Consider the following 25,931-nt stretch of genomic DNA (forward strand, 5'->3'; position numbering starts at 1 on the left):
TCTAATACTATCAGCTCTAATAGTGCCAGTTATAAGATAAAGCTTATTGAGCATCAAAGGTATCGATACGGTTGACTTGCTCCTTGGACTTACTGTATTTGCGAAGTCTAATGTATAAAGTCTTGGTGACAGTCGCAATGAGCATTTGCTGCTCGTCAACGATATCGACTTTATACTCACGGAATACCGCTTCGCCTTCTTTTGCCAACTCTTGAATAGTAATAATTTCAGAGCTAGGTATTTTCATGCGCGCAGTGACTTTGCTACTGCCAGGCGCAACAAAATCAATGTGTGAGCTTTTGTCCCACACCACATAATTACTACCCAATTGATGCATCAACATGAGCATATAAAAAGGGTCAACCATCGAATATAGACTACCGCCGAACTGAGTACCGACGATATTTTTGTTCAGAGTGTTTAGTCCCATGCTTACCACGCACAAACCCTGATCGAGACTGATGTGATCGATTTTGATACCTGCGCCAATGTATGGTGCATAAGTATTAAGGCGCAGCTTTAATAGATGCGGTGTCAGCAATGGCATGATGCTTTGCTTGGCCCGACGTTTCAAAGTCTCAAGGTTGGTAGGTAATACGCTCATAAACTAGTCCTGTTGCCTTTTCTCAATTTTTTGATTGTATTAATAATGCGGTTTTACACAGTATCACTGAGAAATAAATCGATAAAAAGTATTTATCATAATTAAAAAGTGCTCAGCCTGCTAGCTCTAAAGCGTAACCAAAATGACATATTTATGCCCACTTATAAGTAACGATCGTTATTTATTATAACTATCTTTGCTATTCATCTATGTGATAAAAATCCATCTAGATGTAAATCATTATCAATAAAACGGTCGTTTACTATAATTCGAAGTCTATAAAAGAGAGGTTTTTTTCTCATGGTTTTCTATTAAGGTTAATTTTGTCTCAAATGGAAACTTTAGTTTATATATTATAATGAGATACATAGTATCTTTAAATGGTTTTAGGTTCGCATTTCATCAAGTCTTAGCATACAATAGTTCGCAGTTTGTAATAGGCGCTTTGGTCTATGACATTAGAGCAGAGCGTGTGTAGTCAATCAAAGACGTAATCGACACAAGGAAATGTGATGAGTAACCCTCAGACCCCCTCTTCAGGGTCTAATACGCCGACCTCGAACATAAACCACGACAGTCAAGTACAAGGCAGTTATGTAGATTTGCATAAGCCCAGTTCTAGTTTCGACAGTCGTGATGCTTATTTAAACCATGAATTACAAATCATGCAGCCGAAACGCTGGCGTCCTAATTTACCATTCCGTGATTACCGTTTTGAATACGAAGATACTATTCCAGCAATGGCCGCGACCATCGGTAAAGTTGTTATGGTGGGCGCCATTGCAGCAACCTTTGCAGGTCCACTTGGCCTAGGTGATGCGTTTGTTCTAGAAAACGTGCGCTATGAGCTATTGATTGTCTCCTTCTTTATTATTTTATTTTCGGGCTTTTTATTGCCGACGGCCAACCTTGCTGGTACTCACGGTCCATTAATCCCTCTGATTCCTATTGTGGTAGCAGCTGGTGGGCACCCGATGGCTTTTGGTTTGCTTATCGGTGCTTTTGGTCTGCTCCTCGCAATTAGTAAAGGGGGGAGTTTGCTGGCTAATTTGACCAGTAAGGGTGTGTGCGGTGGCCTCTTGATTTACTTGGGCTTTATCGGTACCACATCACAGGTCAAAAATCTCTTTGCTTGGGCAGAAGGGATTGGCATGTCACATATCGCTTTCTTTATTATTCTGGCGACTATCCTGCTGTATGCATTGCTTGAGCATTGGCAAAAACGCTGGCTCGCGGTTCCGCTAAGCTGTGTGTTAGGTGGTGGTCTTGCATTTGCATTGGGCGCACCTTTTGAGTTCAAAACAGCACCAGGTCTACCAAACATGAATCCAATGTATTGGTGGGGCGAAAACACAGGTTGGATGTTAGGTCTGCCGACGATTGAAAGCTTCATTGTAGTATTGCCGTTTGCTATTTTGGCCGTGGCAATGTGGTCGCCAGATTTCTTGGGCCATCAGGTATTCCAAAAAATTAGCTATCCTAAGCGTACTGAAAAAGTGCTTATGGATATCGATGATACGATGACTAGTGCTTCATTTCGTCAGGTAGTTGGCTCTGTATTGGGCGGTGCCAACTTTGCGTCATCTTGGGGAACGTATATTGTTCCTGCGGCGATTGCTAAACGTCCAATTCCTGCTGGCGCTTTATTGACGGCTCTATTCTGTATTATCGCAGGAGTTTGGGGCTATCCGATGGATTTGGCCATTTGGCAGCCAGTGATGTGTGTGGCCTTGATCGTTGGGGTATTTATTCCATTACTAGAAGCTGGTATGGAGATGACGCGTGAAGGTAAAACCACGCAATCTGCTGCTATCGTGGTATTCGCATCGGCATTGGTCAACCCAGCCTTCGGTTGGTCGCTCACATTGTTGCTTGATAACTTAGGTCTGATCGGCTCTAAAGAACGTAGTGCCAATTTGACTAAGATGAGCCGCTGGATCATACCGGGTATTATGTTCGTGGTACTGACAGGCGTCATGGCTATCGTCGGTATGCTACCGGGTATCCCAGCATTGATGGCAAACTTCCGTCATTAGCAGTAGGTTATTGCATAAACGATAATAGAACAAACTAAGCCGGCGAAAGCTGGCTTTTTTCTGGGTAGCACTGCGATAATAATTGGCTTGTAAAACAATGACTCCCGCCCCATAACTAGCAGTATTAATAAGATTTTTAAGAGCAATAAATTCTATGGTTAATGTCTCAGAATCGAGTCCTGTCGATGATAAAAAAGCCCGTCTTAAGCATTTGATTAAACGCCTGCCTAACTTGCCAGGGGTATATAAGATGCTGGGTAAGAACGGCGATATATTATACGTTGGTAAAGCTAAGTCGCTAAAAAGTCGGGTAAATAGCTATTTTGCCAAAACGATAGATCATCCAAAGACACGGGCGCTAGTGGCGCGGATTCATAATATTGAGACTATTATCACGCGTAGTGAGACCGAAGCGCTGTTGCTTGAGCAGAATCTAATCAAAGAACATCGACCGCCCTATAATGTGCTGCTGCGTGATGATAAATCCTATCTTTATGTGTTTATCTCAGCCGATAAGCCTTATCCACGTTTGGCCTACGGTCGCGGCAAAGGCAATCATCAAAAGGGTCGATTCTTTGGCCCGTTTCCCTCTGCACATGCGGCAAAAGAGACGTTGGTCTTGATGCAAAAAATGTTTCAAATGCGTCAATGTACCAATACCTTTTTTAAGCAGCGTCAGCGTCCTTGCCTTGAGTATCAGATCAAACGTTGCCGTGCGCCTTGTGTCGGTTTGGTGTCGCCAGAAGAGTACGCAGAAGACGTGAATAATACCATTCGTTTTTTAAAGGGCGACTCTAGCGATATCCATAGTACGTTGATTGAAAAGATGGAAGCGTCAGCTGAAGCACTAGATTTCGAAAAGGCGGTATTTTATCGCGATCAGCTGTCTATGCTACGTGAAGTACAAGCAAGGCAAGCGGTCTATACCGTACAAGGTGAGGCAGATGTGATTGCCATTGCTAGTCAGGCTGGCATGACCTGTGTGAACGTGCTAACGGTACGTGGCGGCCGTGTATTGGGTGGAAAAAATTATTTCCCAGATGTGGATAGTAGTGAGTCGCTAGCAGACAATTTATCAGCCTTCATTACGTCATTTTATTTCCAAGTGACCGATGATTTGCCCGCTGAAATCATATTGAGCCATCAGATACCGGATCAGGTGGCAGTGAGTGAGGCATTGGCAACGCATTTTGGTAATAAAGTAGTTATCAAGACCAATGTACGTGAGCACCGTTCAGAGTGGCTAGACTTAGCAACACTAAATACCAGTAATGCATTAAAAACCAAGCTTGGCGATTATTTAGAGCTGCATGCACGCTTTGGCGCACTAAAAGACGTATTGGCGACGGTCACCGATCGGACGATTGATCGCATTGAATGTTTTGATATCTCCCACACGATGGGTGAGGCGACCATTGGTAGCTGCGTGGTATTTGACCAAGGTGGCTCGCGCCGTCGTGATTACCGTCAGTATGCTATCCATGACATTCAAGGTGGCGATGATTATGCAGCGATGAAGCAAGTGCTGACTCGACGTTATAAAAAGCAGCCGTTGCCGGATTTGCTATTGGTTGATGGTGGTAAAGGTCAGCTTGGCATTGCCAAAGAAGTATTAACTGATTTGGGTATTCTTGGCGACACCTTGCTCATTAGTGTAGCAAAAGGGGAAGGGCGCAAGGCTGGGCTTGAGGTATTGCACTTTATCGATCATGAGCCGTTAGATTTACCGATGGATAGCAAAGCATTGCACTTGCTGATGCATATTCGTGATGAGGCGCATCGTTTCGCGATTACCGCTCACCGTAAAAAACGCGATAAGCGTCGCTCATCATCAGTGCTAGAGGTAATACCGGGACTGGGTGAGAAACGTCGTCGTGACTTGCTCAATCACTTTGGTGGTATGCAGCAGCTGTTAGGCGCTTCACAGCAGGAGTTGGCAGGCGTACAAGGTATTGGACCAGTACTCGCAAAAACGGTTTATAAAGTATTGCATGAGTAACGGATTAGATATTATCAAGCAGCAGTTTTTATTGATTGTCTACAAAGAAAACTGTGTAAAGATTAAAAAAAGGGGCAGTTTCAGATAAGTAAAATTATCCAAGACTGCCCTTTTTTTAATAGGCTTTTACTACTTATCAGTTTCTACTTTATAAGTGGTAAATTTAAAGCTTAAATTACTTTTTTCATCGTGCATCTGCTCAGACTCGTCTGCTACTTTAAAGCGTTCTGGCAACTCAGGGTAAAATGCATTGCCGTCTGCAATATCAGTATCTACATGAGTCAGTTCAATACGGTCGGTGTACATCAGAGCGTCACTAAATACGCGCTCACCGCCAATCACCCAAATCGTATCAAGATGCGCACCATGTGCAAGGCTAGCTGCTTGTGTCAGAGCATCGTCTAAGTTGTGTACCACATAAGCATTGCTGCTATCTGCAAGACCTTTTGTCTCAGCATAATCCATCTGTGTCGTGACAATAAAGCTCACGCGTTTTGGTAATGGTTTACTACCCATTGACTCAAATGTCTTACGACCCATGATTACGATACCTTGAATCTTGCTATCATTTTCTTTGGTCGTCATGCTTTTGAAATGTTGCAAATCTGCTGAGATATGCCACGGTAGCTCATTGTTTTTGCCGATACAGCGATTGCTACTAATAGCAGCGATTTGGGCAACTTCGGTATGGGCATAGCTCATAATATATCCTTTTTATTGTATTTTTAAATTTTGCTTTTATTTGGTGTAGTTAACCAGACTAACTTTATACAGCAACTTTGGCTTTGATAGCAGGGTGCGACTCATAGTCATTGACACTAATGTCTTCGTACTCAAATGCAAATATGTCTTTAACATCAGGGTTTAAAGACAACGTCGGCAGTTTATATAGCGAGCGTGTCAACTGTAGCTCGGCCTGTTCACGGTGATTTTGATAGATATGGCAATCACCACCCGTCCAAACAAACTCTCCAACTTCTAGACCACACACCTGCGCGATCATATGAGTCAATAGTGCATAGCTCGCAATATTAAAAGGCACGCCTAGGAATAAGTCAGCAGAACGTTGATACAGTTGGCATGACAGCTTATTGTCTGCGACAAAGAACTGAAATAACGTATGACATGGTGGTAAGGCTACTTGCTTTGCCTCACCTGGATTCCAGCCAGAAACAATCAAACGGCGTGAATTCGGATTGGTCTTTATCTGTTCAACGACTTGTGCGATTTGATCGACGCCATCAGCGTTATAACTGGCATCTTCATTTTTGGTCGCGCCATAGTTGCGCCATTGATGACCATAGATAGGACCCAAATCGCCAGCAGGTCTGTTAAAGCGCGCGGTCTGTTCTGCTGTCGCCCACTCATTCCAGATACGAACGTTATTCTGTTGTAGATAATCGACATGAGTGCTGCCACTCAAAAACCATAATAGCTCATAAGCGATAGATTTAAAGTGAACCTTTTTGGTTGTTAGCAGTGGAAACCCATCTGCTAAGTCAAAGCGTAGCTGTGCACCGAAATGGCTAAGCGTACCCGTACCAGTACGATCGCCTTTTTCGGTGCCATTGTCGAGAACGTGGCGTAGCAAATCTAAATAGCCTTGCTCATTATTACTTTGGGTGCCATTGATCATAAAATGCTCTTTAGTTACTGCTGACAGCGTATACAGACTAGATGGGTAGTCGATATATACACTGTCATTATTGAAAGTATTGCTAGGATAAGCGTTTTGATAGCATACCCTATTTTAAGTCATCAACCTTTATCACAAAAAGGCAGGCTTAATAGGCAGCTTGCTTACCCCAGTCGTAGATGCCGCGTTTATAGGCGTAACCGATCAAGAACAGACCGATAATTATCATTGGGGCGCTTAGTATCTGACCTTTGGTCATCCAACCTAGCAATATGAATCCTTGGTCGATGTCTGGCTGGCGGAAGAACTCAATGATGAAACGGCTAAAACCATAACCAAGCATAAAGACACCGGTCACTGCCATACGAGGACGGGGCTTCGATGAGTACCACCACAAGAATAGAAACAACAGTAGACCTTCTGCAAGGGCTTCATACAGTTGCGATGGGTGACGAGGCAACAGGTACTGACCATTGACTTCAGTCATCAGGTCTTGCAGCGCAGGATTGGCTTGTAGCTGCTGCATATCAACACTAGCGGCCTGCGGGAAGTAGGTCAACCAGTTGTAGCCACCGTCAGAAACGCGGCCCCATAGCTCGGCATTGATATAGTTACCAATACGTCCGAACAATAAACCAGTTGGTACACAGGGAACGACAAAGTCGAGCACTTGGAAAGGTGTCTTCTTATATTTGCGGGCAAAATACAGCATACCCAACATGACACCAATCAGGCCACCATGGAATGACATACCGCCTTCCCAGACTTTGAACAGATAGGCAGGGTTTTGGAGCAGTTCACCGAACTGATAAAACAATACATAGCCGACACGGCCACCTAATATCACACCAAGTGCGCCAAAGAACACTAGGTCTGAGACCATATCTGTCGTCCAGCCTTCACGCTTGGTACTGCGATACCACGCCAGTCCGTAGGCGGCGGCAAATGCCAACAAATACATCAGCCCATACCAATGGACTTCGACAGGTCCAACTGCTAATGCTACAGGATCGTACTGAGGATGAATCATCATAAGGGCATCATAATATTGATAATAAAATGCTGACTATAATAGCAAATTTCGTTCAATGGGCATACACAATTGCTATGACGCCAATCAGAGGATATTGGTAATGTGAGTTTTTGAAATGGCACAGAATATATAGGCTAAGAGTCAAAAAATAAGAAGTTAGGTAAAAAAGTGACTTTAATTAAGGAGTGTTTTCGTGATGATATGTAATCTTGGTAGCTAGCAGCTTGAGATAAAAGTGCCATTTTTAGCATTATCGAGTGTTCACTACCAATTTGTATTATTACATTTATTATTAAAAGAAATTAGATGGCGACCAGATCTTGTACGTTATTTTCGACCATCGTATCGCCTGCACCTTGTGAGACTACCTTTCCACGTGATAGTACGGTGTAATTGTCAGCGAGCTCTTCGGCGAATTCATAGAATTGCTCAACCAGCACAATGGCCATATCACCTTTATCCGCTAAGTCGCGCAGGACGCGGCCAATATCTTTGATGATAGAGGGCTGAATACCTTCAGTTGGCTCGTCTAAAATTAACACAGTCGGCTCGGAGGCTAGGGCACGGGCGATAGCAAGCTGTTGCTGCTGACCACCAGACAAATCACCACCGCGGCGATGCTTCATCTCATCGAGTACGGGGAAAATATCATATAAATGCTTAGGTACATGCTTGGCCTTACTGCGTGAAAACTTTGCCATACCAATTAATATGTTCTCTTCTACCGTCAGTGTCGAAAAAATATCGCGTCCTTGTGGTACATAAGCCAAACCTGCTCGGACACGTTGCTCTGGAGACATTTTACTAATGTCTTTATCATTAAGCAAAATCTCTCCTGATTTAATAGGTAATATCCCCATCAAACATTTGAGTAGTGTGGTTTTGCCCACGCCATTGCGTCCAAGTACCACGCTGCACGCGCCTACAGGCGCTGTAAATGAGACGTCTCGTAAAATATGACTGCCGCCGTAATACTGGTTGATATCGTTCACTTGTAACATGGCTGTCTCCTAAACTCTAAAACTTTTCTAATATTTTAAAGGGAATATTCGTTTGGCTCGTCTAGATGATACGTTTAGCTATCGACCTAAGTAGGACTCAATCACTGCTTCATTGGCTTGCACTTCAGCTAACGTACCTTCTGCCAAAATCGCCCCTTGTGCCAATACTGTGACTTTTTCACTGATGGCATCGATAAAGGTCATATCATGTTCGACTACTACTAAAGTGTGGTTCTTTTTAAGCCGTAGACACAGCTCGGCGGTATGCTCAGTTTCTGCATCGGTCATACCGGCCACAGGCTCATCAAGCAAAATCAGCTTGGGGCTTTGCATCAGTAGCATGCCAATCTCTAACCACTGTTTTTGCCCATGTGAAAGCAAACCAGCAGGTTTGTTGATTTTGTCGGTCAAACGAATTTGCTGTAGGGTAGCGTCGAGGGTATCGCGAGTATCGGCATTTAGTTTGTTAAATAAGCTTTTGACCACACGTTTGTCTTTTGGTGCGGCAAGTAACAGATTATCCATGACGGTAAAATTTTCAAAGACAGTAGGTTTTTGAAACTTACGGCCGATACCTGCTTCAGCGATTTGTTCAGTAGATAAGCTGGCAAGGTTGTGAGTCTGACCAAAAAACACGCTGCCTTCGGTAGGGCGGGTTTTACCCGTAATGACATCCATTAGCGTGGTTTTACCAGCGCCATTTGGGCCGATGATACAGCGTAGCTCGCCTTCTTCGATATATAGAGACAGATTATTAAGTGCGCGAAACGAATCAAACCAAACGCTCACATCTTCTAAATACAGAGCAATACCATGGCTAAAGTCGACGCCTGATTTTTTGGGGTGACTGAGACCGTCACGTCCATCAGTATGATCATATTCATTAATGATTTGCTCAGTCGTTGACGGTTTATCATTTAGCATTATTGTTTCTCCTTTTTGAATCGATCGAACAAGCCCATAATGCCATTGGGTAAAAACAACGTCACGACGACGAACAGTCCGCCTAATATCAATAGCCAAAATTCAGGGTAGGCGACCGTAAAGTAGGTTTTTACAGCGTTCACCACACCAGTTCCTAAGATCGCGCCAATTAAGCTTCCTCTACCACCAGTCGCTACCCAGACGGCTATCTCAATTGAGTTCACTGGGTTCATCTCACTCGGATTGATAATGCCTACTTGCGGTACGTATAGCGCACCTGCGATACCAGCGATGACTGCGGACAGCACCCAAGCGGATAGCTTGTACCACAACGTACGGTAGCCTAGATACTGCAAGCGGTTTTCGCTGTCACGAATGGCACCGAGTACTCGACCATAAGGCTGATTCATTAAATGACGCAAACCCATATAAGAGACTAACAATGCTAAGGCTGTGACAAAGCACAGCATAGAGCGGGTAGAGGCAGCAGTAATGTCATAACCTAAAAGGGTAGTAAAACCAGTAAAGCCATTGTTACCACCGAAGCCTGTCTCATTACGGAAGAATAGCAAGGCTGCTGCATAGACCATGGCTTGAGTAATGATAGAAAAATAAACGCCTTTGATTTTGGAGCGAAAAGCAAAGAAACCAAATATAAACGCAACCAAGCCAGGTACTAATACGACCAGTACGACTGCCCACCAAAAGTGCTGCGTGCCAGCCCAATACCATGGCATCTCAGTCCAGCTCAAAAATCGCATAAAATCAGGAAGCGCGTCGCCAGCAGTCTCACGTGTTAGGTACATGCCAAACGCATAGCCACCTAAGGCAAAATACAAGCCATGACCCAAGCTCAAAATACCGGCATAGCCCCAGACAAGATCTAGTGCCAAAGCCACCATGGCCAGTGCCATGATTTTACCAATTAGGGTAATCCAGTAGGCTGAAAGGTGAAAGGCTGAAGTCTCCGGCATAAGATGTAGCCAAGGCAGTATCAATAGTATGGCAAAACATAAGCCAATTAAAACAGCACTACGCGGCGTATCAGACAGTAATTTGGTCAGTATCATAGAAGTCTCCTTATTCGACAAAGCGGCCTTTGAGTGCAAATAAACCTTGTGGCCGTTTCTGAATAAACAGAATCACAAGAACCAACAACACAATCTTTGCCAATACCGCACCGATACCAATCTCAAGTACCGTACCGCTAATACCAAGTCCCAAGGCGGCCAGTACTGCGCCCCATACTTGTCCGACACCGCCAACGACGACGACTAAAAACGTATCAATGATATAGGTTTGTCCCAAATCAGGACCCACGTTGCCTACTTGGGCAAGGGCACACCCAGCCATACCAGCTAGCCCAGAGCCCAAACCAAATGCCATCATATCGATACGTGCAGAAGGAATACCGACAGCACGTGCCATTTGACGGTTTTGGGTGACGGCTCTTATAAACAATCCAAAGCGCGTTTTGTTGAGTAAGTAAACCAGCAGCGCTACGACAATGACAGTAAAACCAATAATGGCAATACGGTTGTAAGGCAGTACCAAACTTGATGATACCTGATATGCGCCGCTGAGCCATGCCACGTTACTGACTTCAACGTTTTGCGCACCAAAAATCATCCGTACTAACTGCATCAATATTAAGCTCACGCCGAATGTCGCCAGCAAGGTTTCTAGCTCACGACCATATAGCGGACGAATGACAATGCGCTCGATTATCATACCGATGATGGCGCTGACTAAAAACGCAGCTGGAATAGCAGCAAGCAAATACCAACCTGCCATATCTGGCATATAAGCTTGAAAGAAATTTTGTACCATATAAGTGGTATAAGCCCCAATCATAATTAGCTCACCGTGCGCCATATTAATCACGCCAAGCAAACCAAAGGTAATGGCGAGACCAAGCGCCGCTAGCAGTAAAATACTGGCGGTACTCATACCGGTGAAAATATGACCCGTCCATGTGCTGATTTCGATACGGCGTGACACGCTAGATTCAGCATCGATAAGTGCAGCTTTGAGCGAGGCATCTAAATTATCAGCGGCAAGGGCCGACTCGATATTGACTAAGACTTGTGGGTTATCACTATCTGCAAGTAGATTGACCGCTGCAATCTGAGTGGGCAGGTCACCGTTTTTGAAATCAATACGAGCTTGTAGAGCAGTTAGTGCTTTTTGAACTTTAGCGCTGTCTTCATTTGCCGCTGCTGTCGTAATAATGGCTGGATCTACTTGGTCAATATTATCGGCCAAAATCTCTACAGCTTGCAAGCGCTGTGCTGGCTTGTCAGATTCCAGCTTTACCTTGGCTTGCCCAAAAATGAGCGCTGAGCGAAGGGCATTGGTTAGGGTGATTTGTGATAAATCACTTGGCCAATCGTCAGTCTCTTTTTTATCAGGATAAGTAAATAGCTGGTCATCTTTATTAAGTAGATACGTTTGCCCACCGTTGCCTTGATATAGCTCATCATTGGCAATAAATTCAACCAAACTATCTAAACTCTCAACGGATCCTGGCCAATCACTTAGCATGGCTTGACGCTTACTAAAATTGCCCGCCACAAATTGTTGAATGGCATCGCCTGAGTTTGTAGTTGCTGCTGAGGTATCTGAGACGGTTTGAATAGAGATAGATTTATTCGCAGGCGTGAGCAACGATTGCTCACTATGAGTGGTATTTGTATCGTGGTCATGTACCTGACCATCATGATCGGCATACGCCGTGGTTGTAAAAGTTGTTATGCATAATGCCATCAATGCAAGTAATCGCAGAGGCGCATAAATTGAAAAACGAGCCGCATGCTGCATGACTTCACTGGCTGATGCTTGTGGGTTATTACCACTTTTGGACGATGTTTGCCCTACAAACGGGCGTAAAGTATGGTGCTGCATGTGCGGATCCCTGTTTTTCACAGACAACAAACCCTTAGCCCCTACTGCCTAGCGTACTAAGCGATAGAAGAGTTGATAAGGTTTGGTGTTATTTAAAAGTTGAGAATAAGTGTTAAAAATAAATATGAAAAGTAGGCGTTAGGACTGTTATCAGTGTCGTTTATCCATCCGCCTACTATTCAATGACTATTCAATTACTATCCAAGTGCTTTTCAGTACCGCTTTATTTGTAGAACAAGTTATTTAGGAATGTACTCGCTCCATGGCTGGGCTTGGATAACTTCTGGCGTTTTGAAAATCGTATCAAACTGTCCGTCGGCACGAATTTGACCAATCATGACAGGCTTCCATAGATGATGGTTTTCTTCATCCATTTTTAGCGTGTAGCCAGAAGGTGCATCGAACGTTTGTCCCGCCATGCTGATACGCACTTTGTCTACATCAGTCGTACCTGCTTTTTCGACAGCTTGCTTCCACATGTTGATACCGACATAAGTAGCTTCCATTGGATCATTGGTCACGACTTTTTCAGCATTTGGTAGTTTTTGGTCCAATGCATACTGCTTATAGCGTTTGGTGAAGGCACTATTGGTAGGGTTTTTGATCGACATAAAGTAGTTCCACGCCGCCAAATGCCCTTGTAGCAGACTGGTATCGATACCACGTAGCTCTTCTTCACCGACTGAGAATGCCATGACTGGAATATCTGACGCTTTGATACCTTGGTTCGCTAGTTCACGATAGAACGGAACGTTTGAGTCGCCATTAATGGTCGAGATAACGGCGGTCTTTTTACCCGTTGAGAATTTTTTGACGTTAGATACGATGGTCTGATAATTGCTAAAACCAAATGGTGTGTACTCTTCCATGATGTCTGCATCAGCCACGCCTTTTGATTTCAAAAATGCCTTTAAAATCTGGTTGGTGGTGCGTGGATAAACGTAATCAGTACCTAACAATACAAAGCGCTCTGCACCGCCGCCTTCTTCACTCATCAAGTACTCTACTGCTGGAATGGCTTGCTGGTTTGGTGCCGCACCAGTGTAAAAGATATTTTCTGACTGCTCTTGTCCTTCGTACTGTACTGGATAGAACATCAATCCGTTTAACTCTTCAACCACAGGTAATACGGATTTGCGTGATACTGACGTCCAACCGCCAAAGATAACATCTACTTTGTCTTGAGTGAGTAGCTGGCGGGCTTTTTCAGCGAATAATGGCCAATCAGAAGCAGGGTCGACGACGACTGGTTCGAGTTGCTTGCCGAGCACGCCGCCATTGGCATTGATTTCATCAATCGTCATCAACGCGGTATCTTTGAGAGAGGTTTCAGAGATGGCCATGGTGCCAGACAGCGAATGTAAGATGCCGACTTTGATAGTGTCGCCATCAGCAGCAGGCTCGGTGGTTGTTTCTGTGCTGGTTTCAGTTGTAGTCTCAGTTGATGCTGCAGTTTCGGCAGGTTTTTGACAACCAATAAGACTTAAACTGCCAACGACGGCTACTGCTAGTAACGATAAACGTGATTTTATTTTTCCGTGTGATTGAGGGTTTACTACTTGAGTATTGGCTAAAATTGGTAACGAAAACATGGACATCTCCTAATACATACAAAAGGTAAAATAATGTTCCTGAACACCTATTAAGAGTTCAAGTTCCGTGCCAAGTTAAAAAAGCCAATAATCGAGTAATAATTGAGCAATAAATAAGTTTTGATTAATATATTCATTAATTTAGTGCAGGATGGTTAATAAATTGCACCATAAAGGGGAGATGAACAAAAAATGGTGCAATGTTAAAAACCAAATTTTTAAAATTGAAGAGCTACCATATGAAGAGATTTATCGATAAAGGCGCTTTTTACTAAGAATGCTGTCTGCGAAAAGCATTTATTGCCAAAGACTTGTAAAACGGCTACGGTAATATCTCTAAGATAGTTACTATTTTGCGCGTTGAGCCAATGCATGGCTGCCATGATGGATTTTACTGCTAAGGAATGATATATGAACGCAAAATTAACGGATTCGCCTGTCTCAACAGACCATGGCAGCGTATTATCGCCACTTAACCAAATGACTAGATTTGCTATCCTGCCATTTGTACTTAGTAGTAGTGGCATCTTGGGATTGTCTTCGGCACAAGCGGCCACCAGTAGTGTCGAGCAAGTGACCATTTATCAGGGATTGGCGAGTGTGACGCGCGCATTGCCAATCAAAGGTAGCGGTGAGCAAACGGTGGTGTTTTCGTGCTTGTCACCTTATATGGATAAAGAAAGTCTAAGTGTACAAGCGACGAGTAATGTTAGAGTTGGGGAAGTCAGTATCGAAGAGCTGACAGGTGAGCAGGCAGCCCAATGCCAGTATCAAGGTGATGCCAAGTTACAGACGCAGCAAAATACCTTAGCCAATATCAATGCTGAATTAGAAGCGGCACGGTTAGCAAAGGCCTACTTGCAGAATTTGACCAAAGCCACGCAAGTCAATACAGACAATACGATTGCCAATAATGCCCGCGATATAGAAACTCAAGCGACCAGTATTAACCAAAGAATTCTAGAGATTCAACAGCGACAATCGCGTGCCCAAAACGCACTGAATCAACTGATGGCAGGCAGCGCGACATCGACCTTTAACAAGGTGACACAGGTGAGTGTACGTACGGCAAGCCGCTCGCCAAGCAGCGTTAAGTTGCATTATCAAATGCAAGGTGCAGGTTGGGAACCTGCGTATCAAGCTCGACTAAACACAAACAGTGAGCAGTTAAGTATCACAGCTTCTGCGATTATCGCTCAGCAAACTGGCGAGAACTGGACAAACGTACCACTGACACTCAGCACCGTTAATCCCAATCAAAGTACGACGGGGCAACTGCCGTATGTACAACGTCTATCATTGTATGAAGAGAGCGAAGATGCTCGAGTAAGACGTGAGCTACCTATGATGGATGCGTCCCCTGTTATGATGGAAGAGCCTGCTTATAACAAAGGAGCAGGGGCAGCTATGGCACCGCTACCTAGTTTCACGGTCAGTAGCCAAAACAAAAATGGCATTATCGAATATCGTTTACCGCAGTTGGTCAGTATTCCGAGTGACGGGAGACGGGTACGCACAGTGATTGGCGAGCAGACAGGTAATAGTAAGCTCTGGATGCGCAGTACGCCAAGTGTTGAGACTGCTGCCTACTGGTATGCGTCAGCGCCGTTTTTGACGCCGGACTGGGTCGATGGTTCGCTACAGCTGTACCGTGATGACAATTATGTGGGTCAGTCGCGTTATAATTATCAAGTGCTAAAAGAGCAGGGGATTGGATTTGGTCGTGACTCAAATATGCTCGTAAAAGAGCTGACTAATGAAGATAAGCAAGGTGAAAAAGGTGTGTTAAACCGTACGCAAACACTGACGACCACCAAAGCATATCAATTTACCAATCAGCACAATCGTAGCGTACGCTTGCAAGTACTGGGCAGTGAACCTATCAGTCGTGACGATAGTTTAAAAGTTGTGGTGACGCATACGCCGCCTGTAACTGAGCGAGATTGGAATGACAATCAAGGCATGGTAGCGTGGGAATTTGACTTACCAAGTAAGCAATCACAAGTAATACGTTCAACCTCCCAAATTAGTTATCCTGCCAATAAATTATTGACTGGCAATTAATAAGTACTGCCTGTAAGTGCTACCTTATTAATAGGTAAAGCTTGAAATAGTATTTTTGCCTCTATTAAGAATTACCCGCATAACGAAAATTATTATAAAAGGAAAGCTATGTGTATTGTCGCTATTGCTTGGCAATTATTTGATGAGTTACCACTGGTATTACTGTCTAACCGTGATGAGTTTTTGCAGCGCCCAACTGAGCCGCTCCACCAGTGGTCTGACCAACCTATCTATGCTGGACGCGATAAGCAAAGCGGTGGTACGTGGTTAGGCATTCATCAGCAAGTGTCACAAGCTCAGGAGCCAGAATACCATCATCAAAATGGTCGTTGGGCTGCAGTATTAAATTTCCGTGATGGTGTGCAGGCCAGCAGTGATGAGCGCTCACGCGGTGCACTGGTCACTGAGTTCTTGACAGGAACTCTAAGTCCAATGAATTTTGCACGGCAGATTGATTTGCAGGATTATGCGGGCTTTAATCTGATCATTGGTGACGCTGCGCAAGCTGTGATCGTCAATAATCGTGGTCATGCACCCACGCCATTGTATTCAGGTCTACATGTTATCTCTAATGGACAACCAGAGGACAGCTGGTTTAAGACAGAGCGGTTGCGCGGGCGACTACGTCAAGAAGTACTGCCATTGATTGCAGAGGATAGCTCGCCTGCGTACTGGCAAGCGGCGGCTTTTAATGTCTTGTCAGATAGTATCAAAGCACCAGAAGACAAACTGCCTATTACTGGCGTGGCATTTGAAGTAGAGCAGATGTTATCGTCTGTTTATATTGAACCCGTCGCTTTTGGCGATACTGAAACTAGCAAACCTACTTATGGTACCCGCACTCAAAGCATCTTAACGTTGCGCAAAGAGAGAGATACGGGAGCAAACTATATGGCTAATATTATTAGCCGTGAGTTTGGCAATCATAATCGTAATCACTAACAATGACTGTTAGTAGATAATAAAAAAACACCCACGGTAATTGCTAACATTCTAGCTACTATCGTGGGTGTTTTGCATCGTACTATTAAGTGATTCATTACATAAGCAGATGATTATTTTGCTCAGGAATGATCAGCTCTTGCTTTAGGGGGAGTTCGCGTACCAATTCTTGTAAGGCACGACGATAAACGCCTCGTTTAAAGTGAATCACTTGTCCGAGTGGATACCAGTAGCTGACCCATTGCCAATGGTCAAATTCAGGTTTCCCTTCATCAAAGCGGATATGTTGAGTATTTGGCTCATCTAAGCGTAGCAAAAACCATTTTTGTTTTTGCCCAATACATAAGGGATGCTGACCATGACGTACATAACGTTTTGGCAAACGATAGCGCAACCAGTCTTGCGTGACTGCCAATAAGTCTACGTGACGCGGATGTAAGCCGACCTCTTCCCAGAGCTCGCGATACATTGCATCCATCGGTGTCTCCCCGCGGTCGATACCACCCTGCGGAAATTGCCAAGCGTTGTGACCAATACGTTTTGCCCACAGAACCTGCCCTTGTGTATTTGCCAAGATGATGCCGACGTTGGCGCGAAAGCCGTCTGCATCTATCATGACTAAACCTTTTAATTTGTTTAAAAATAGCTTGTTTTGACTTGAAACCGTGACAGCAATCGTAATTATTATAAGGTGATTGTTATCGATATTCGCTCAAAACAAGATTCATTACCGTTATTAAACCAAGAAACAAGCAAAATGTGTAACAGTATTTTGCTATAAAATGTTTCACGAGTTTTACCTTTCAAAATCAACTACTTATAAACAAACTTTTGTAGGTTTTTATATGGCATTTTTAGGCAAGTGTTGAAGGGTAGTAATAGGCATATGGACATACGATTATTCAGTAAACTATCGAACTCCACTATTTTGATATGTATAAAGTGATAAAAGCACAGATTTCACTAGTGAGCTAGCAGCAAAACAATGAGCCTATAAAATCTTGCTTTGGCTTATGCTACACTAGCTAGGCAATCTATCATCTACACAATAATAATAGGCAATACGCCATTTAAAATAAGGAACATCTATAATGTCAGAATCAAAAGCAAGCGTCATATGGCAAGAGAATAAAGCCTTTATGGGTGTGTCACCATCAGGACATAATGTACAAATCGATGCTGATAAAGAAAAAGGCTCAAGCCCAATGGAGCTCATTTTGTTAGGACTAGGTGGTTGCGCCAGTTATGATGTCGTAGAGATTTTACAGAAATCACGCCAAGCAGTGACGGATGTACGTTGTGAGCTAACCGCCCAGCGCGCTGAAACTGTACCAGCGGTCTATACTGATATTCATATGCATTTCGTTGTCACTGGTCAAGAGGTCAAAGAAAAACAAGTCGAAAAAGCCATCCAGTTATCAGCAGAAAAATACTGTTCTGCCAGCCGTATGTTAGTAGCAGGTGGGGTCAATATCACCCATGATTTCGAAGTGGTTGCAGGCTAGGGACTTATATAATGATAAGTGCATTTTTTGAGTTGGTAACTGATAAAGTGGCGTCTGCCATTTTAGCCATGGTGGTAGCAAGTCTACTGCCATGGGCGGTGTCAATCGTTGCAAAAGTATCTGGTGGCTTTAGAATCAGAAATAATGCACATCCTCGCGAATTTTTTCAAAATGCGACAGGCGTGGCAGCACGTGCTAATGCAGCACAACAAAACAGCTATGAAACCTTGCCAGTATTTTTGGCAGCAGTATTGGTAGCTATGCTGTTCTTTGTACCGCAGTCGATTATTAACGTACTGGCTTGGCTGTATGTGATGATACGAATTGGTTTTTGTGTGGCGTATATTACTAATTTGGCAATGTTCCGCTCTATCCTCTGGGTATTATCAATGGCCTGCTGTCTGATGCTATTTTATTTAGCGATACGAGTCAGCGTCTAGGGCATGTCCTCAATTCAAACGACAGTTAACTAAACGGATTAAAAATGGCTCAATTTTGCCAAACAGCGTCAAACCGCTTGCTCGTATCTCGATACTATCTACGCTATTTTTCTCGTTTGACGGCAATTTATCTCATTTTTATCTCCATTTTTGAAATGAGGACACACCCTAGTAAAACTACCCGTAACTGCCAAAATGCTCAAATACAAGCAAGTGATTAATCTCGTACGCTTGCTTGTAGTGCGCTAATAATCACCGCTTTATTTTTTTCTCGTTTGATACCTTCCCACACTGTCTGCGCCTCAACATAACCTTTGGTAAGCATTCCTAACCATTGCTTATATCGACCGACTAACACAACATCGTTCTTTGCCTCACCTTCCAAAAACTTAATCTGATGGGCAATCAAATCTTGCCATAATAATGTAGCCGTATTATCTCCGTTGTCAGCACTGTTTTCAGTATCATTATCAAACTGTGCCACTAAATCAGGACGTGTTACTGCACCGCGACCTAACATTAAGTGCTGTGTACCTGCTTGTGTCATACAGTTCTGCGCATGCTCAAAGTTCCAAATTTCTCCATTGGCAATGACTGGAATATCGAGCGCATTAAAACTTTGAATTTTATCCCAATAGGCAGGTGGCTTATAGCCTTGGGTTTTGGTACGTGCATGGATGGTGAGCCAATCAGCGCCGCTAGAAGCAATCGCGCCGCGAATATCATCCATTCGGCTAGTGTCGGTATAGCCCAGACGAATCTTAGCTGATACTGGTATATGGGCGGGAACGGCTTGGCGTACGGCACTGATAATTTGATACATGGTTTCAGGTTCATCCAACAATACAGAACCACCACGATGGCTGTTGACCGTTTTTGCCGGACAGCCAAAATTGATATCGATAGCAGGCGCACCAAGCTCACAAGCGTACGCGGCATTTTCTGCCATCAGCTGCGCTTCGCTACCCAAAATCTGTACATGAATGGGCGTACCAGAAGCCGTTTTGGCATCATGATGTAGCTCAGGCACATATTTATAAAACACATGCGCAGGTAAGACGTGCTGAGTGATGCGAATAAACTCACTGACCGACCAATCATAAGGACGACCCAAATCTGTCGCAATTTGCGTTAAGATTTGGCGCATTAATGGATCGGTCAAGCCTTCCATAGGCGCGAGCAAACGCACGGGGGCTGCAAATAACTGATTAATAGTATTTTGACACGTTTGAAGTTGCTGGCTATTATTCATGCTGGTGATTCACTGCTAAAGGGTCGTTATAAGAGAGATTGAATAAAACTTGAGGCTGACAGAGGTGTAGGACAATTAAGTATTGCCAAAAATCACTTTTTTGCCCGTCTGCAATCCTGATATCAAGTCTTTAATATTATGAATATCCAAATTGCTTTGCGCACGCGTGCAAGCAACGTAGAGCAAACGCAGCTCTTCTGGACTGATCTTAACCGCATTGGTGGTCACATCGTAGTAAAAATCATCATCTAACTGTACTTTTCCCCATTCGAGCCCTTTGGCTTTATGAGCGGTAGAGATGACATAATCAGCATTTTCGATACTGGTCAGACTATTGACCGCTTGGCTCAAGACGTTGGTACCGTGGTCATCAACCAGTTTGACCAGTGTTTTGAGGTCGCTACCCTCGTTGGTCTCAGCGTACTCTTGCACATCACCCCAATTATAAAAATACGCCAGCTCAGGTACACCGTAAGCCGATTTACCATTTTTTAAATTTTCGGCTGCTTGGCAGAATTTGAGCATACGATCGGTATCCGCTTGTAGCGCCACGCGATGCCCGTGCTTTAAACCTGTCAACAGCTGCGACATGGCAGCGGCATTGGTACGGCACAAAATAGCATCTTTCTTACTATGTACCATGCCCTTATCGGTAGAGGACTGCTTATTCGGATTGCCTTTTAGCGGTACGTCCTCTTGTAATGCTTTTAATAGGGTATTGGCCACTTCTGCAATCGGCTCACCGAATCTGAAAGATTGCGTCAATAATGTCTGCGGTAATGGCAGCTTTTTCATCGCATTGACCGCGCCGCGCCACTCATAAATCTGCTGATGCGCATCGCCCACATAGATGACTTGTCTCGACTGCTGGGTCAAGATACCCATCATCAATGGATCCGCATCCTGTGCTTCATCGAATAAGATAAAGTCCGCTGGAATACTGGGCTTAGACAATGCCCAAAGCTTAAGATAAATATCATGGCCAATACCAGCAGGGTGACGCGCATCAATCGACTGTAACCAGCGCTGCTCAACAGCAGGGTAGAGCATTTCGCGTAGCTGCTCTGCATCTGAGTCATCGAGCCAGCTTGGGAACAGTATGTGCCTTGGCGCAGGGTAGCTGGCATGCGTGCTGCAAAAATTACTTACTGCATCGCTGACGAATCGAGACAATCGTGCGGGCGTCAGCGTAATATATTTATTAATCCCATCCATTTGCCGACGCACTTGTACAGGCTGTAGTCCCAAATCATCACCGAGACGCTTAGGTGAAAATCGTGGCAAAGATAGCTTGGCGGTAATATCACGAGCAACATGACGATAAGCTAATGAGTGAAAAGTACGACACTCTACATGCGGCGGAAACTTTGAACGAGCATCATTGGCAATCGCTTTGTTAAAGGCCAGATATAGTCCGCGTCCGCGTAGGCGCTCACCAATCAGCTTGAGCGTCGTTGTCTTACCGGCGCCCGCATAAGCGACCACTTTAAACGACTTGTGATCCATCGCCATATTCAGCGCGCTCAGCTGCTCGTCAGTGGGATCGCTCATATAAGCTGGCATAGATGCGGACATAATAAAGCTACCTAAATACAAAAATTGATTAAAAACAAAAGGGGCAAAAAAAGCCACTGGGTAAACAATGGCTTATAGATGATGGTGATGCTAAAACGTGATAGTAAGCAATCAGCTTACTAATGAGGCAAGAATAAAACGGTGTAATGGTAGTTTAACGCATAGCTATATGTAATCAATAACTTTATTTTAGTCTGGATTAGACTGATAAGTGTTTTATTCTTTGTCTGTCGATACGAGAGTAGGACTGGGCTCTTCTTTGATTAAAATCTTTGCCAAAAACAAACCAAGCTCAAACAATAACCACATCGGAATCGCTAGCATGAGCATCGATACGCCATCGGGCGGCGTAACAACGGCAGCTACAGCAAAACAGCCCACAATGATATAACGACGTTTCTCTTCTAAGCTCTGAATGGAGACAATACCTGCCAATATCAATAGCAAAGTGACAACTGGAATCTCAAAGGTTAAGCCAAATACCATAAATAATTTTAAGGCAAAACTGAGATAGCTGTCGATATCCGTCATGGGTAGTACGTTTTGCGGAGCAAACATAATGAAGAACTTTAAGACCCCTTTGAGCACAATAAAGTAAGAAAAAGCCACACCAGCATAGAATAAAAATATAGAGGATAGCAGCACTGGAATAGCGATTTTCTTTTCTTTTTTATACAGACCGGGCGCTACAAATGACCAAATTTGATAAAGAATGTAGGGCATCGCCAAAAACGCGGCTACGAATACGGTCAGACGTATCGGCGCCATAAAGTTCGAGGTGATATCAGTGGCAATCATGGTCGAGTTGGCAGGCAATTGCGCCACCAATGGGTCAGACAACAAGTTATATAGCTCGCGCGAATAACCGACCAAACCTAAAAATATTATCAGTACCGCCACACATATTTTGATCAAATGCCGACGTAGCTCAATCAAATGCTCGGTAATAGGCATATCAGCCAAAGGGCTTAAGACGTCATCTGATTTTTTATCTTGAATGGTATTGGTTGCTGTAGCATCTTGCCTAAGGGTGTTTTGACCAATAGCTTCTTGATCAATGACATTTTGGTCAGTAACGGCGATTTTCTCTTGACGACTTTTTTTGCGCTTGAATAATGGCATCAATCAGTCTCCTGCTTATGGTCAGAAGTCTGCATATTGGCAGGACTGTTGAGTAGGGCATCAGCTTTATAGTTTGGCACATATGGCGGCATTGGGAGCCGACGTGCTTTATCATAAGCGCCAAGTTGAAACCACATGTTTTCCCACGGTCGGGTAGTGATGGTCTGAACAACTGGTACTGCTTTAGCGTTGTCACTCACATTTGCATCATCTACATTTGGATCATTTATATTGTCACCGCTGTGACCGCCTTTCGATAATCGGCCATTTTCCAATGTATCTGGCTGCTTGTCAGTGGCATAAGCATAGTCGAATGCTTTTGGCGTGGCTGGTTGCTGCTTTTGTGTGCGGTTATTTTCATGAGCTTCGTCGCCTCTGCTATTTTCAGCATTCGTAGCGGTTTCAGAAGCTATCGAAGCAGGACTATGTGAGCTTTCAAAAGCTTTCATATTGCCGCGCATTTCAGCCATCTCTCGCCTCATTTCGGCTTCGGTCTGGCGAATTTTGGCAAGCTCTTTTTGCATTTGCTGACGTGTCTCAGCCAAGTCAAGCTCAGCCTCTATTTCAGATTGCAATGTTGAGACTGTGCGGCGAATTTTGGCGTACCATTGCCCAGCCGTGCGCGCTGCCTGTGGCAGTTTTTCTGGGCCCAGTACGATTAGGGCGATAACGCCAAAGAGAAGTAGTTCAGAAAACCCGATATCAAACATAATGGTCCGATGTCACTGTTTAGATGCTATACGTTATGCTTATCATCAACCTTGGTGGTTGAGCGCTCTTCAGTGTGTGCCGTCGCATCGTGGTCAAGAACCGCGTGTTTTTTGGCATGCTCTGTATTTTCATCTTTAACAGCTTCTTTAAAGCCTTTCACAGCACCGCCCAAATCTTTACCAGCATTTCTGAGTTTTGAGGTGCCAAACACGACAACGACAACGACCAATAGTATCAGCCAATGTGTAATAGAAAAACTACCCATAATGGTATCCTTGTGACCTGGTTTTGTGACTTGGTTTTCAGTCTTTACATGCCTGCTTTTAGTTTGCAAAAAGGTCTATCTATCAAACAAAAAGCATCGACATATAATGCGAGATAAAACAGAGCTATATTATAACCTGCACTTATTACAAATAGGTGAAAGCAACAATAATCCAATAAAATAGACGTTTATTTTTTATTTAGGCTTATCTAGCGGCTTTTTCATCGATACCGGACAACCCAAAACGTCTGCCTAGCTCGTTTAACACGGCATCCGACTCTATATCAAACCATGCTAGCCCAACCAAGGTATGGAACCAGACATCTGCGACTTCATAGATTAGCTCATGACGCGCTTCATCATAGCCTGCTTTATCTATACTCTCATCGCAGTTAGCAAAATCTTTGGCAGCGATGATACTTTCTGTACTCTCTTCACCGACTTTTTCTAATATTTTATTTAATCCTTTAGCATACAGACTGGCCACATAAGAGCTGTCGGCATCGGCTTGTTTGCGCTCTGCTAATACGCTATCAAGCTGCTGTAATACAGAGGCTCTATCGATTTGTGCTTGAGCAATATCAGATTGTGATTGAGACATATCAGTATTCGCGCCAGTGTTTTCCGTTTCATGAGTGTGGCTAGTAGATTCATGAGAATGATAAATATCTGCAGGGTCTTTCAATACTTTATCGACAGTTTGCCATTCAGGCGTTTGACCTGATAAATCCAAACGCTGATAAAAGCAAGATTCACGTCCCGTATGGCAAGCAATGCCGCCAGCCTGAGTGACACTAAGCACAATCACATCTGCATCACAGTCTAGACGAATATCATGCACAGTTTGCGTATGACCTGATGACTCACCTTTATGCCACAGCTTGGCACGCGAGCGCGAAAAATAAACCGCTGTCTGTGTTTGTGCAGTGAGCTGCAATGCTTCTGCATTCATCCACGCCATCATCAAAATACGACCTGTTTGATGATCTTGAGCAATTGCAGGAATCAAACCATCATCATTAAAAGTTACGGCAGTCAGCCAAGCAGGTAAAGTCATAATGTATTTGTCGTCTTATAGGTAGAAAGTGGAAAAGAGTGATAAGCAATTATACTACTTATGATTCAAGCGGGGAGATTATCTGAAATGCTTTGCAAGATGCTGACAGCTAGCAATATGATGTCAACTAAATGCACTATAAAATGCAAGTATGCTAAATGACAGCATGCTATTTATAACAAGCGATTCTACAGTCTAAATAAATGCGGATACAGCGCTTCTTTGATCGTATTATCAAGCTTGGTCACTTTATTGAGGTTAAAGTCGTAACCTCTAAAATGCTGGCGCGCTTTTGCTACTATCTCGCCCGTATGCATTCGCGTGACCTTTAGGATTATATTACCGCCATTATCATATATTGGCTCGACACCAACTTCAAATAACAGCTCTTCTCGTACGCGGATACGGCTTACTATATCTAGCTGCAATTTATCAATAATCAAGCCTTGATAGTCTGCATTGATTTCTTTGACACCTTTAGCGTATAGAAATCTTAGCCGTGCTTCGGACAATAGCGCTGTTAGAGATTCTACCGTCATATGCTGTCCTGCGTCGGCTTCCGTATGACGTACACGCATCACTGTCTCAAAAACAAACAAGTCGTCGTCGAATACTAACTCTTGTTTTGACACACTGTCTCCTAGAGTGATGGCCAAAGATTATTCTATTTATCATGCCGTAAGTCAGCAGCACTGTTATCGTTGTAGCTATACATTCCAGCCTAAATATTCATGATGAAAAAGCGGGTTTTAATAGTATTTATATAAAGATATAGCTCAGTCTCTACTTAAGCACAGCTTAGGCTGACATTCAATCTATTTGGATAAAAATCAGCTGCTTTATTAAGGCTTTTAAGAGAGCTGCTATCGCTTATTTGATGCTGATTACTTGTCTATACTGTCTACTAAAACCTCGCCAAAACTTTACTTGGCAAAACAAGGCACTATCTGCTAAAATAGCGCCTCCCACCTCGAGGCAAATAGAGGTTTAGTGGTTATTTATATAACGATTATTCAGTATGACTATTTGACGACCAGGTTCTAAAACAGAAAAAGAGGCAAATCATCATGAAAGTTAAGATGAAAACCAGAAGCGGCGCAGCTAAACGCTTCAAAAAAACAGCGAATGGCTTCAAGCGTAAGCAAGCATTCAAAAGCCATATTTTGACCAAGAAATCAGCTAAGCGTATTCGCCAATTGCGTGGTCTTAAGTTGGTGCACAAGTCTGACGAAGCAGCAGTTCGTCGTATGTGCCCATACATTTAATAGC

The 25,931-nt window shown here is 43.7% G+C and carries 24 protein-coding genes; 7 read left to right on the forward strand and 17 right to left on the reverse strand.

Annotated features, from left to right (window positions below; all coding sequences use genetic code 11):
• Nucleotides 1–43: 43 nt before the first annotated feature.
• Nucleotides 44–604, reverse strand: a complete 561-nt coding sequence (locus ACQKCP_RS11960) for a DUF4442 domain-containing protein (RefSeq protein ID WP_427612464.1) — start codon at nucleotides 602–604, stop codon at nucleotides 44–46.
• 512 nt (nucleotides 605–1,116) lie between these two features.
• Between ACQKCP_RS11960 and ACQKCP_RS11965 the strand changes: the two genes are divergently transcribed.
• Nucleotides 1,117–2,640, forward strand: coding sequence for a DUF3360 family protein (locus ACQKCP_RS11965; protein ID WP_394125059.1), 1,524 nt, complete (start codon nucleotides 1,117–1,119; stop codon nucleotides 2,638–2,640).
• 154 nt (nucleotides 2,641–2,794) lie between these two features.
• Nucleotides 2,795–4,639, forward strand: a complete 1,845-nt coding sequence (gene uvrC, locus ACQKCP_RS11970) for an excinuclease ABC subunit UvrC (protein WP_427612465.1) — start codon at nucleotides 2,795–2,797, stop codon at nucleotides 4,637–4,639.
• 129 nt (nucleotides 4,640–4,768) lie between these two features.
• Here the strand turns inward: uvrC and ACQKCP_RS11975 are convergent, their stop codons facing one another.
• The 8 genes from ACQKCP_RS11975 to urtA all read right to left on the reverse strand — a co-directional run bounded on the left by ACQKCP_RS11975 (nucleotide 4,769) and on the right by urtA (nucleotide 13,729).
• Nucleotides 4,769–5,341, reverse strand: a complete 573-nt coding sequence (locus ACQKCP_RS11975; protein WP_427612466.1) for a dihydrofolate reductase — start codon at nucleotides 5,339–5,341, stop codon at nucleotides 4,769–4,771.
• 64 nt (nucleotides 5,342–5,405) lie between these two features.
• Nucleotides 5,406–6,275, reverse strand: a complete 870-nt coding sequence (locus tag ACQKCP_RS11980; protein WP_427612467.1) for a thymidylate synthase — start codon at nucleotides 6,273–6,275, stop codon at nucleotides 5,406–5,408.
• A 148-nt stretch (nucleotides 6,276–6,423) separates the two neighbouring features.
• The gene (lgt, locus tag ACQKCP_RS11985) at nucleotides 6,424–7,308 is read right to left on the reverse strand and encodes a prolipoprotein diacylglyceryl transferase (protein ID WP_057761969.1); all 885 of its coding nucleotides are present in this window, start codon (nucleotides 7,306–7,308) and stop codon (nucleotides 6,424–6,426) included.
• A gap of 302 nt (nucleotides 7,309–7,610) precedes the next feature.
• Nucleotides 7,611–8,309 carry an urea ABC transporter ATP-binding subunit UrtE gene (gene urtE / locus ACQKCP_RS11990; RefSeq protein ID WP_101204888.1) on the reverse strand — a complete coding sequence of 233 codons (699 nt, stop codon included), beginning with the start codon at nucleotides 8,307–8,309 and terminating at the stop codon, nucleotides 7,611–7,613.
• 78 nt (nucleotides 8,310–8,387) lie between these two features.
• Nucleotides 8,388–9,200, reverse strand: a complete 813-nt coding sequence (gene urtD, locus ACQKCP_RS11995; RefSeq protein WP_427612505.1) for an urea ABC transporter ATP-binding protein UrtD — start codon at nucleotides 9,198–9,200, stop codon at nucleotides 8,388–8,390.
• A gap of 32 nt (nucleotides 9,201–9,232) precedes the next feature.
• A complete protein-coding gene (urtC, locus tag ACQKCP_RS12000; protein WP_427612468.1) occupies nucleotides 9,233–10,303 on the reverse strand; it encodes an urea ABC transporter permease subunit UrtC in 1,071 nt (356 codons plus the stop codon).
• A gap of 10 nt (nucleotides 10,304–10,313) precedes the next feature.
• Nucleotides 10,314–12,137 (reverse strand): urea ABC transporter permease subunit UrtB, encoded by a 1,824-nt coding sequence (gene urtB / locus ACQKCP_RS12005; protein WP_427612469.1) that lies wholly within the window; start codon nucleotides 12,135–12,137, stop codon nucleotides 10,314–10,316.
• A 239-nt stretch (nucleotides 12,138–12,376) separates the two neighbouring features.
• Nucleotides 12,377–13,729 (reverse strand): urea ABC transporter substrate-binding protein, encoded by a 1,353-nt coding sequence (urtA, locus tag ACQKCP_RS12010; RefSeq protein ID WP_427612470.1) that lies wholly within the window; start codon nucleotides 13,727–13,729, stop codon nucleotides 12,377–12,379.
• Nucleotides 13,730–14,140: 411 nt separating this feature from the next.
• Between urtA and ACQKCP_RS12015 the strand changes: the two genes are divergently transcribed.
• Nucleotides 14,141–15,793 (forward strand): DUF4139 domain-containing protein, encoded by a 1,653-nt coding sequence (locus ACQKCP_RS12015; protein ID WP_427612471.1) that lies wholly within the window; start codon nucleotides 14,141–14,143, stop codon nucleotides 15,791–15,793.
• A gap of 108 nt (nucleotides 15,794–15,901) precedes the next feature.
• The gene (locus tag ACQKCP_RS12020) at nucleotides 15,902–16,735 is read left to right on the forward strand and encodes an NRDE family protein (RefSeq protein WP_427612472.1); all 834 of its coding nucleotides are present in this window, start codon (nucleotides 15,902–15,904) and stop codon (nucleotides 16,733–16,735) included.
• Nucleotides 16,736–16,832: 97 nt separating this feature from the next.
• Here ACQKCP_RS12020 and ACQKCP_RS12025 read toward each other — a convergent pair whose 3' ends face one another.
• Nucleotides 16,833–17,351: an RNA pyrophosphohydrolase gene (locus ACQKCP_RS12025; protein ID WP_057761956.1), complete on the reverse strand. Its 519-nt coding sequence runs from the start codon at nucleotides 17,349–17,351 to the stop codon at nucleotides 16,833–16,835.
• Between the two features lie 475 nt (nucleotides 17,352–17,826).
• On the opposite strand from ACQKCP_RS12025, the gene ACQKCP_RS12030 reads away from it, so the two are divergent.
• Together ACQKCP_RS12030 and ACQKCP_RS12035 are read left to right on the forward strand one after the other, a co-directional pair.
• Nucleotides 17,827–18,240 carry an OsmC family protein gene (locus ACQKCP_RS12030; protein ID WP_341610314.1) on the forward strand — a complete coding sequence of 138 codons (414 nt, stop codon included), beginning with the start codon at nucleotides 17,827–17,829 and terminating at the stop codon, nucleotides 18,238–18,240.
• Between the two features lie 11 nt (nucleotides 18,241–18,251).
• On the forward strand, nucleotides 18,252–18,680 hold the full coding sequence (locus tag ACQKCP_RS12035; protein ID WP_427612473.1) for an MAPEG family protein: 429 nt from the start codon (nucleotides 18,252–18,254) through the stop codon (nucleotides 18,678–18,680).
• 217 nt (nucleotides 18,681–18,897) lie between these two features.
• Here the strand turns inward: ACQKCP_RS12035 and ACQKCP_RS12040 are convergent, their stop codons facing one another.
• The 7 genes from ACQKCP_RS12040 to ACQKCP_RS12070 form a co-directional block, all read right to left on the reverse strand.
• Nucleotides 18,898–19,932, reverse strand: coding sequence for a tRNA dihydrouridine synthase (locus tag ACQKCP_RS12040; protein ID WP_427612474.1), 1,035 nt, complete (start codon nucleotides 19,930–19,932; stop codon nucleotides 18,898–18,900).
• Between the two features lie 75 nt (nucleotides 19,933–20,007).
• Nucleotides 20,008–21,507: a UvrD-helicase domain-containing protein gene (locus ACQKCP_RS12045; protein ID WP_179799124.1), complete on the reverse strand. Its 1,500-nt coding sequence runs from the start codon at nucleotides 21,505–21,507 to the stop codon at nucleotides 20,008–20,010.
• Nucleotides 21,508–21,723: 216 nt separating this feature from the next.
• Complete coding sequence (tatC, locus tag ACQKCP_RS12050; protein ID WP_379544901.1) at nucleotides 21,724–22,461, reverse strand: twin-arginine translocase subunit TatC; 738 nt, start codon at nucleotides 22,459–22,461, stop codon at nucleotides 21,724–21,726.
• Between the two features lie 167 nt (nucleotides 22,462–22,628).
• Entirely contained in the window at nucleotides 22,629–23,339 is a 711-nt protein-coding gene (gene tatB, locus ACQKCP_RS12055; RefSeq protein ID WP_427612475.1) for a Sec-independent protein translocase protein TatB, read from the reverse strand.
• Nucleotides 23,340–23,365: 26 nt separating this feature from the next.
• Nucleotides 23,366–23,605, reverse strand: a complete 240-nt coding sequence (tatA, locus tag ACQKCP_RS12060; RefSeq protein WP_057761945.1) for a Sec-independent protein translocase subunit TatA — start codon at nucleotides 23,603–23,605, stop codon at nucleotides 23,366–23,368.
• Between the two features lie 205 nt (nucleotides 23,606–23,810).
• Nucleotides 23,811–24,662: a phosphoribosyl-AMP cyclohydrolase gene (gene hisI, locus ACQKCP_RS12065; RefSeq protein WP_427612476.1), complete on the reverse strand. Its 852-nt coding sequence runs from the start codon at nucleotides 24,660–24,662 to the stop codon at nucleotides 23,811–23,813.
• 188 nt (nucleotides 24,663–24,850) lie between these two features.
• The gene (locus ACQKCP_RS12070; RefSeq protein ID WP_427612477.1) at nucleotides 24,851–25,294 is read right to left on the reverse strand and encodes a thioesterase family protein; all 444 of its coding nucleotides are present in this window, start codon (nucleotides 25,292–25,294) and stop codon (nucleotides 24,851–24,853) included.
• A gap of 435 nt (nucleotides 25,295–25,729) precedes the next feature.
• Between ACQKCP_RS12070 and rpmI the strand changes: the two genes are divergently transcribed.
• Nucleotides 25,730–25,927 (forward strand): 50S ribosomal protein L35, encoded by a 198-nt coding sequence (gene rpmI, locus ACQKCP_RS12075; protein ID WP_057761939.1) that lies wholly within the window; start codon nucleotides 25,730–25,732, stop codon nucleotides 25,925–25,927.
• Nucleotides 25,928–25,931: the final 4 nt, after the last annotated feature.

The organism is Psychrobacter sp. NPDC078631 (genome assembly GCF_050268165.1).
In the GTDB taxonomy this organism is placed as follows: domain Bacteria; phylum Pseudomonadota; class Gammaproteobacteria; order Pseudomonadales; family Moraxellaceae; genus Psychrobacter.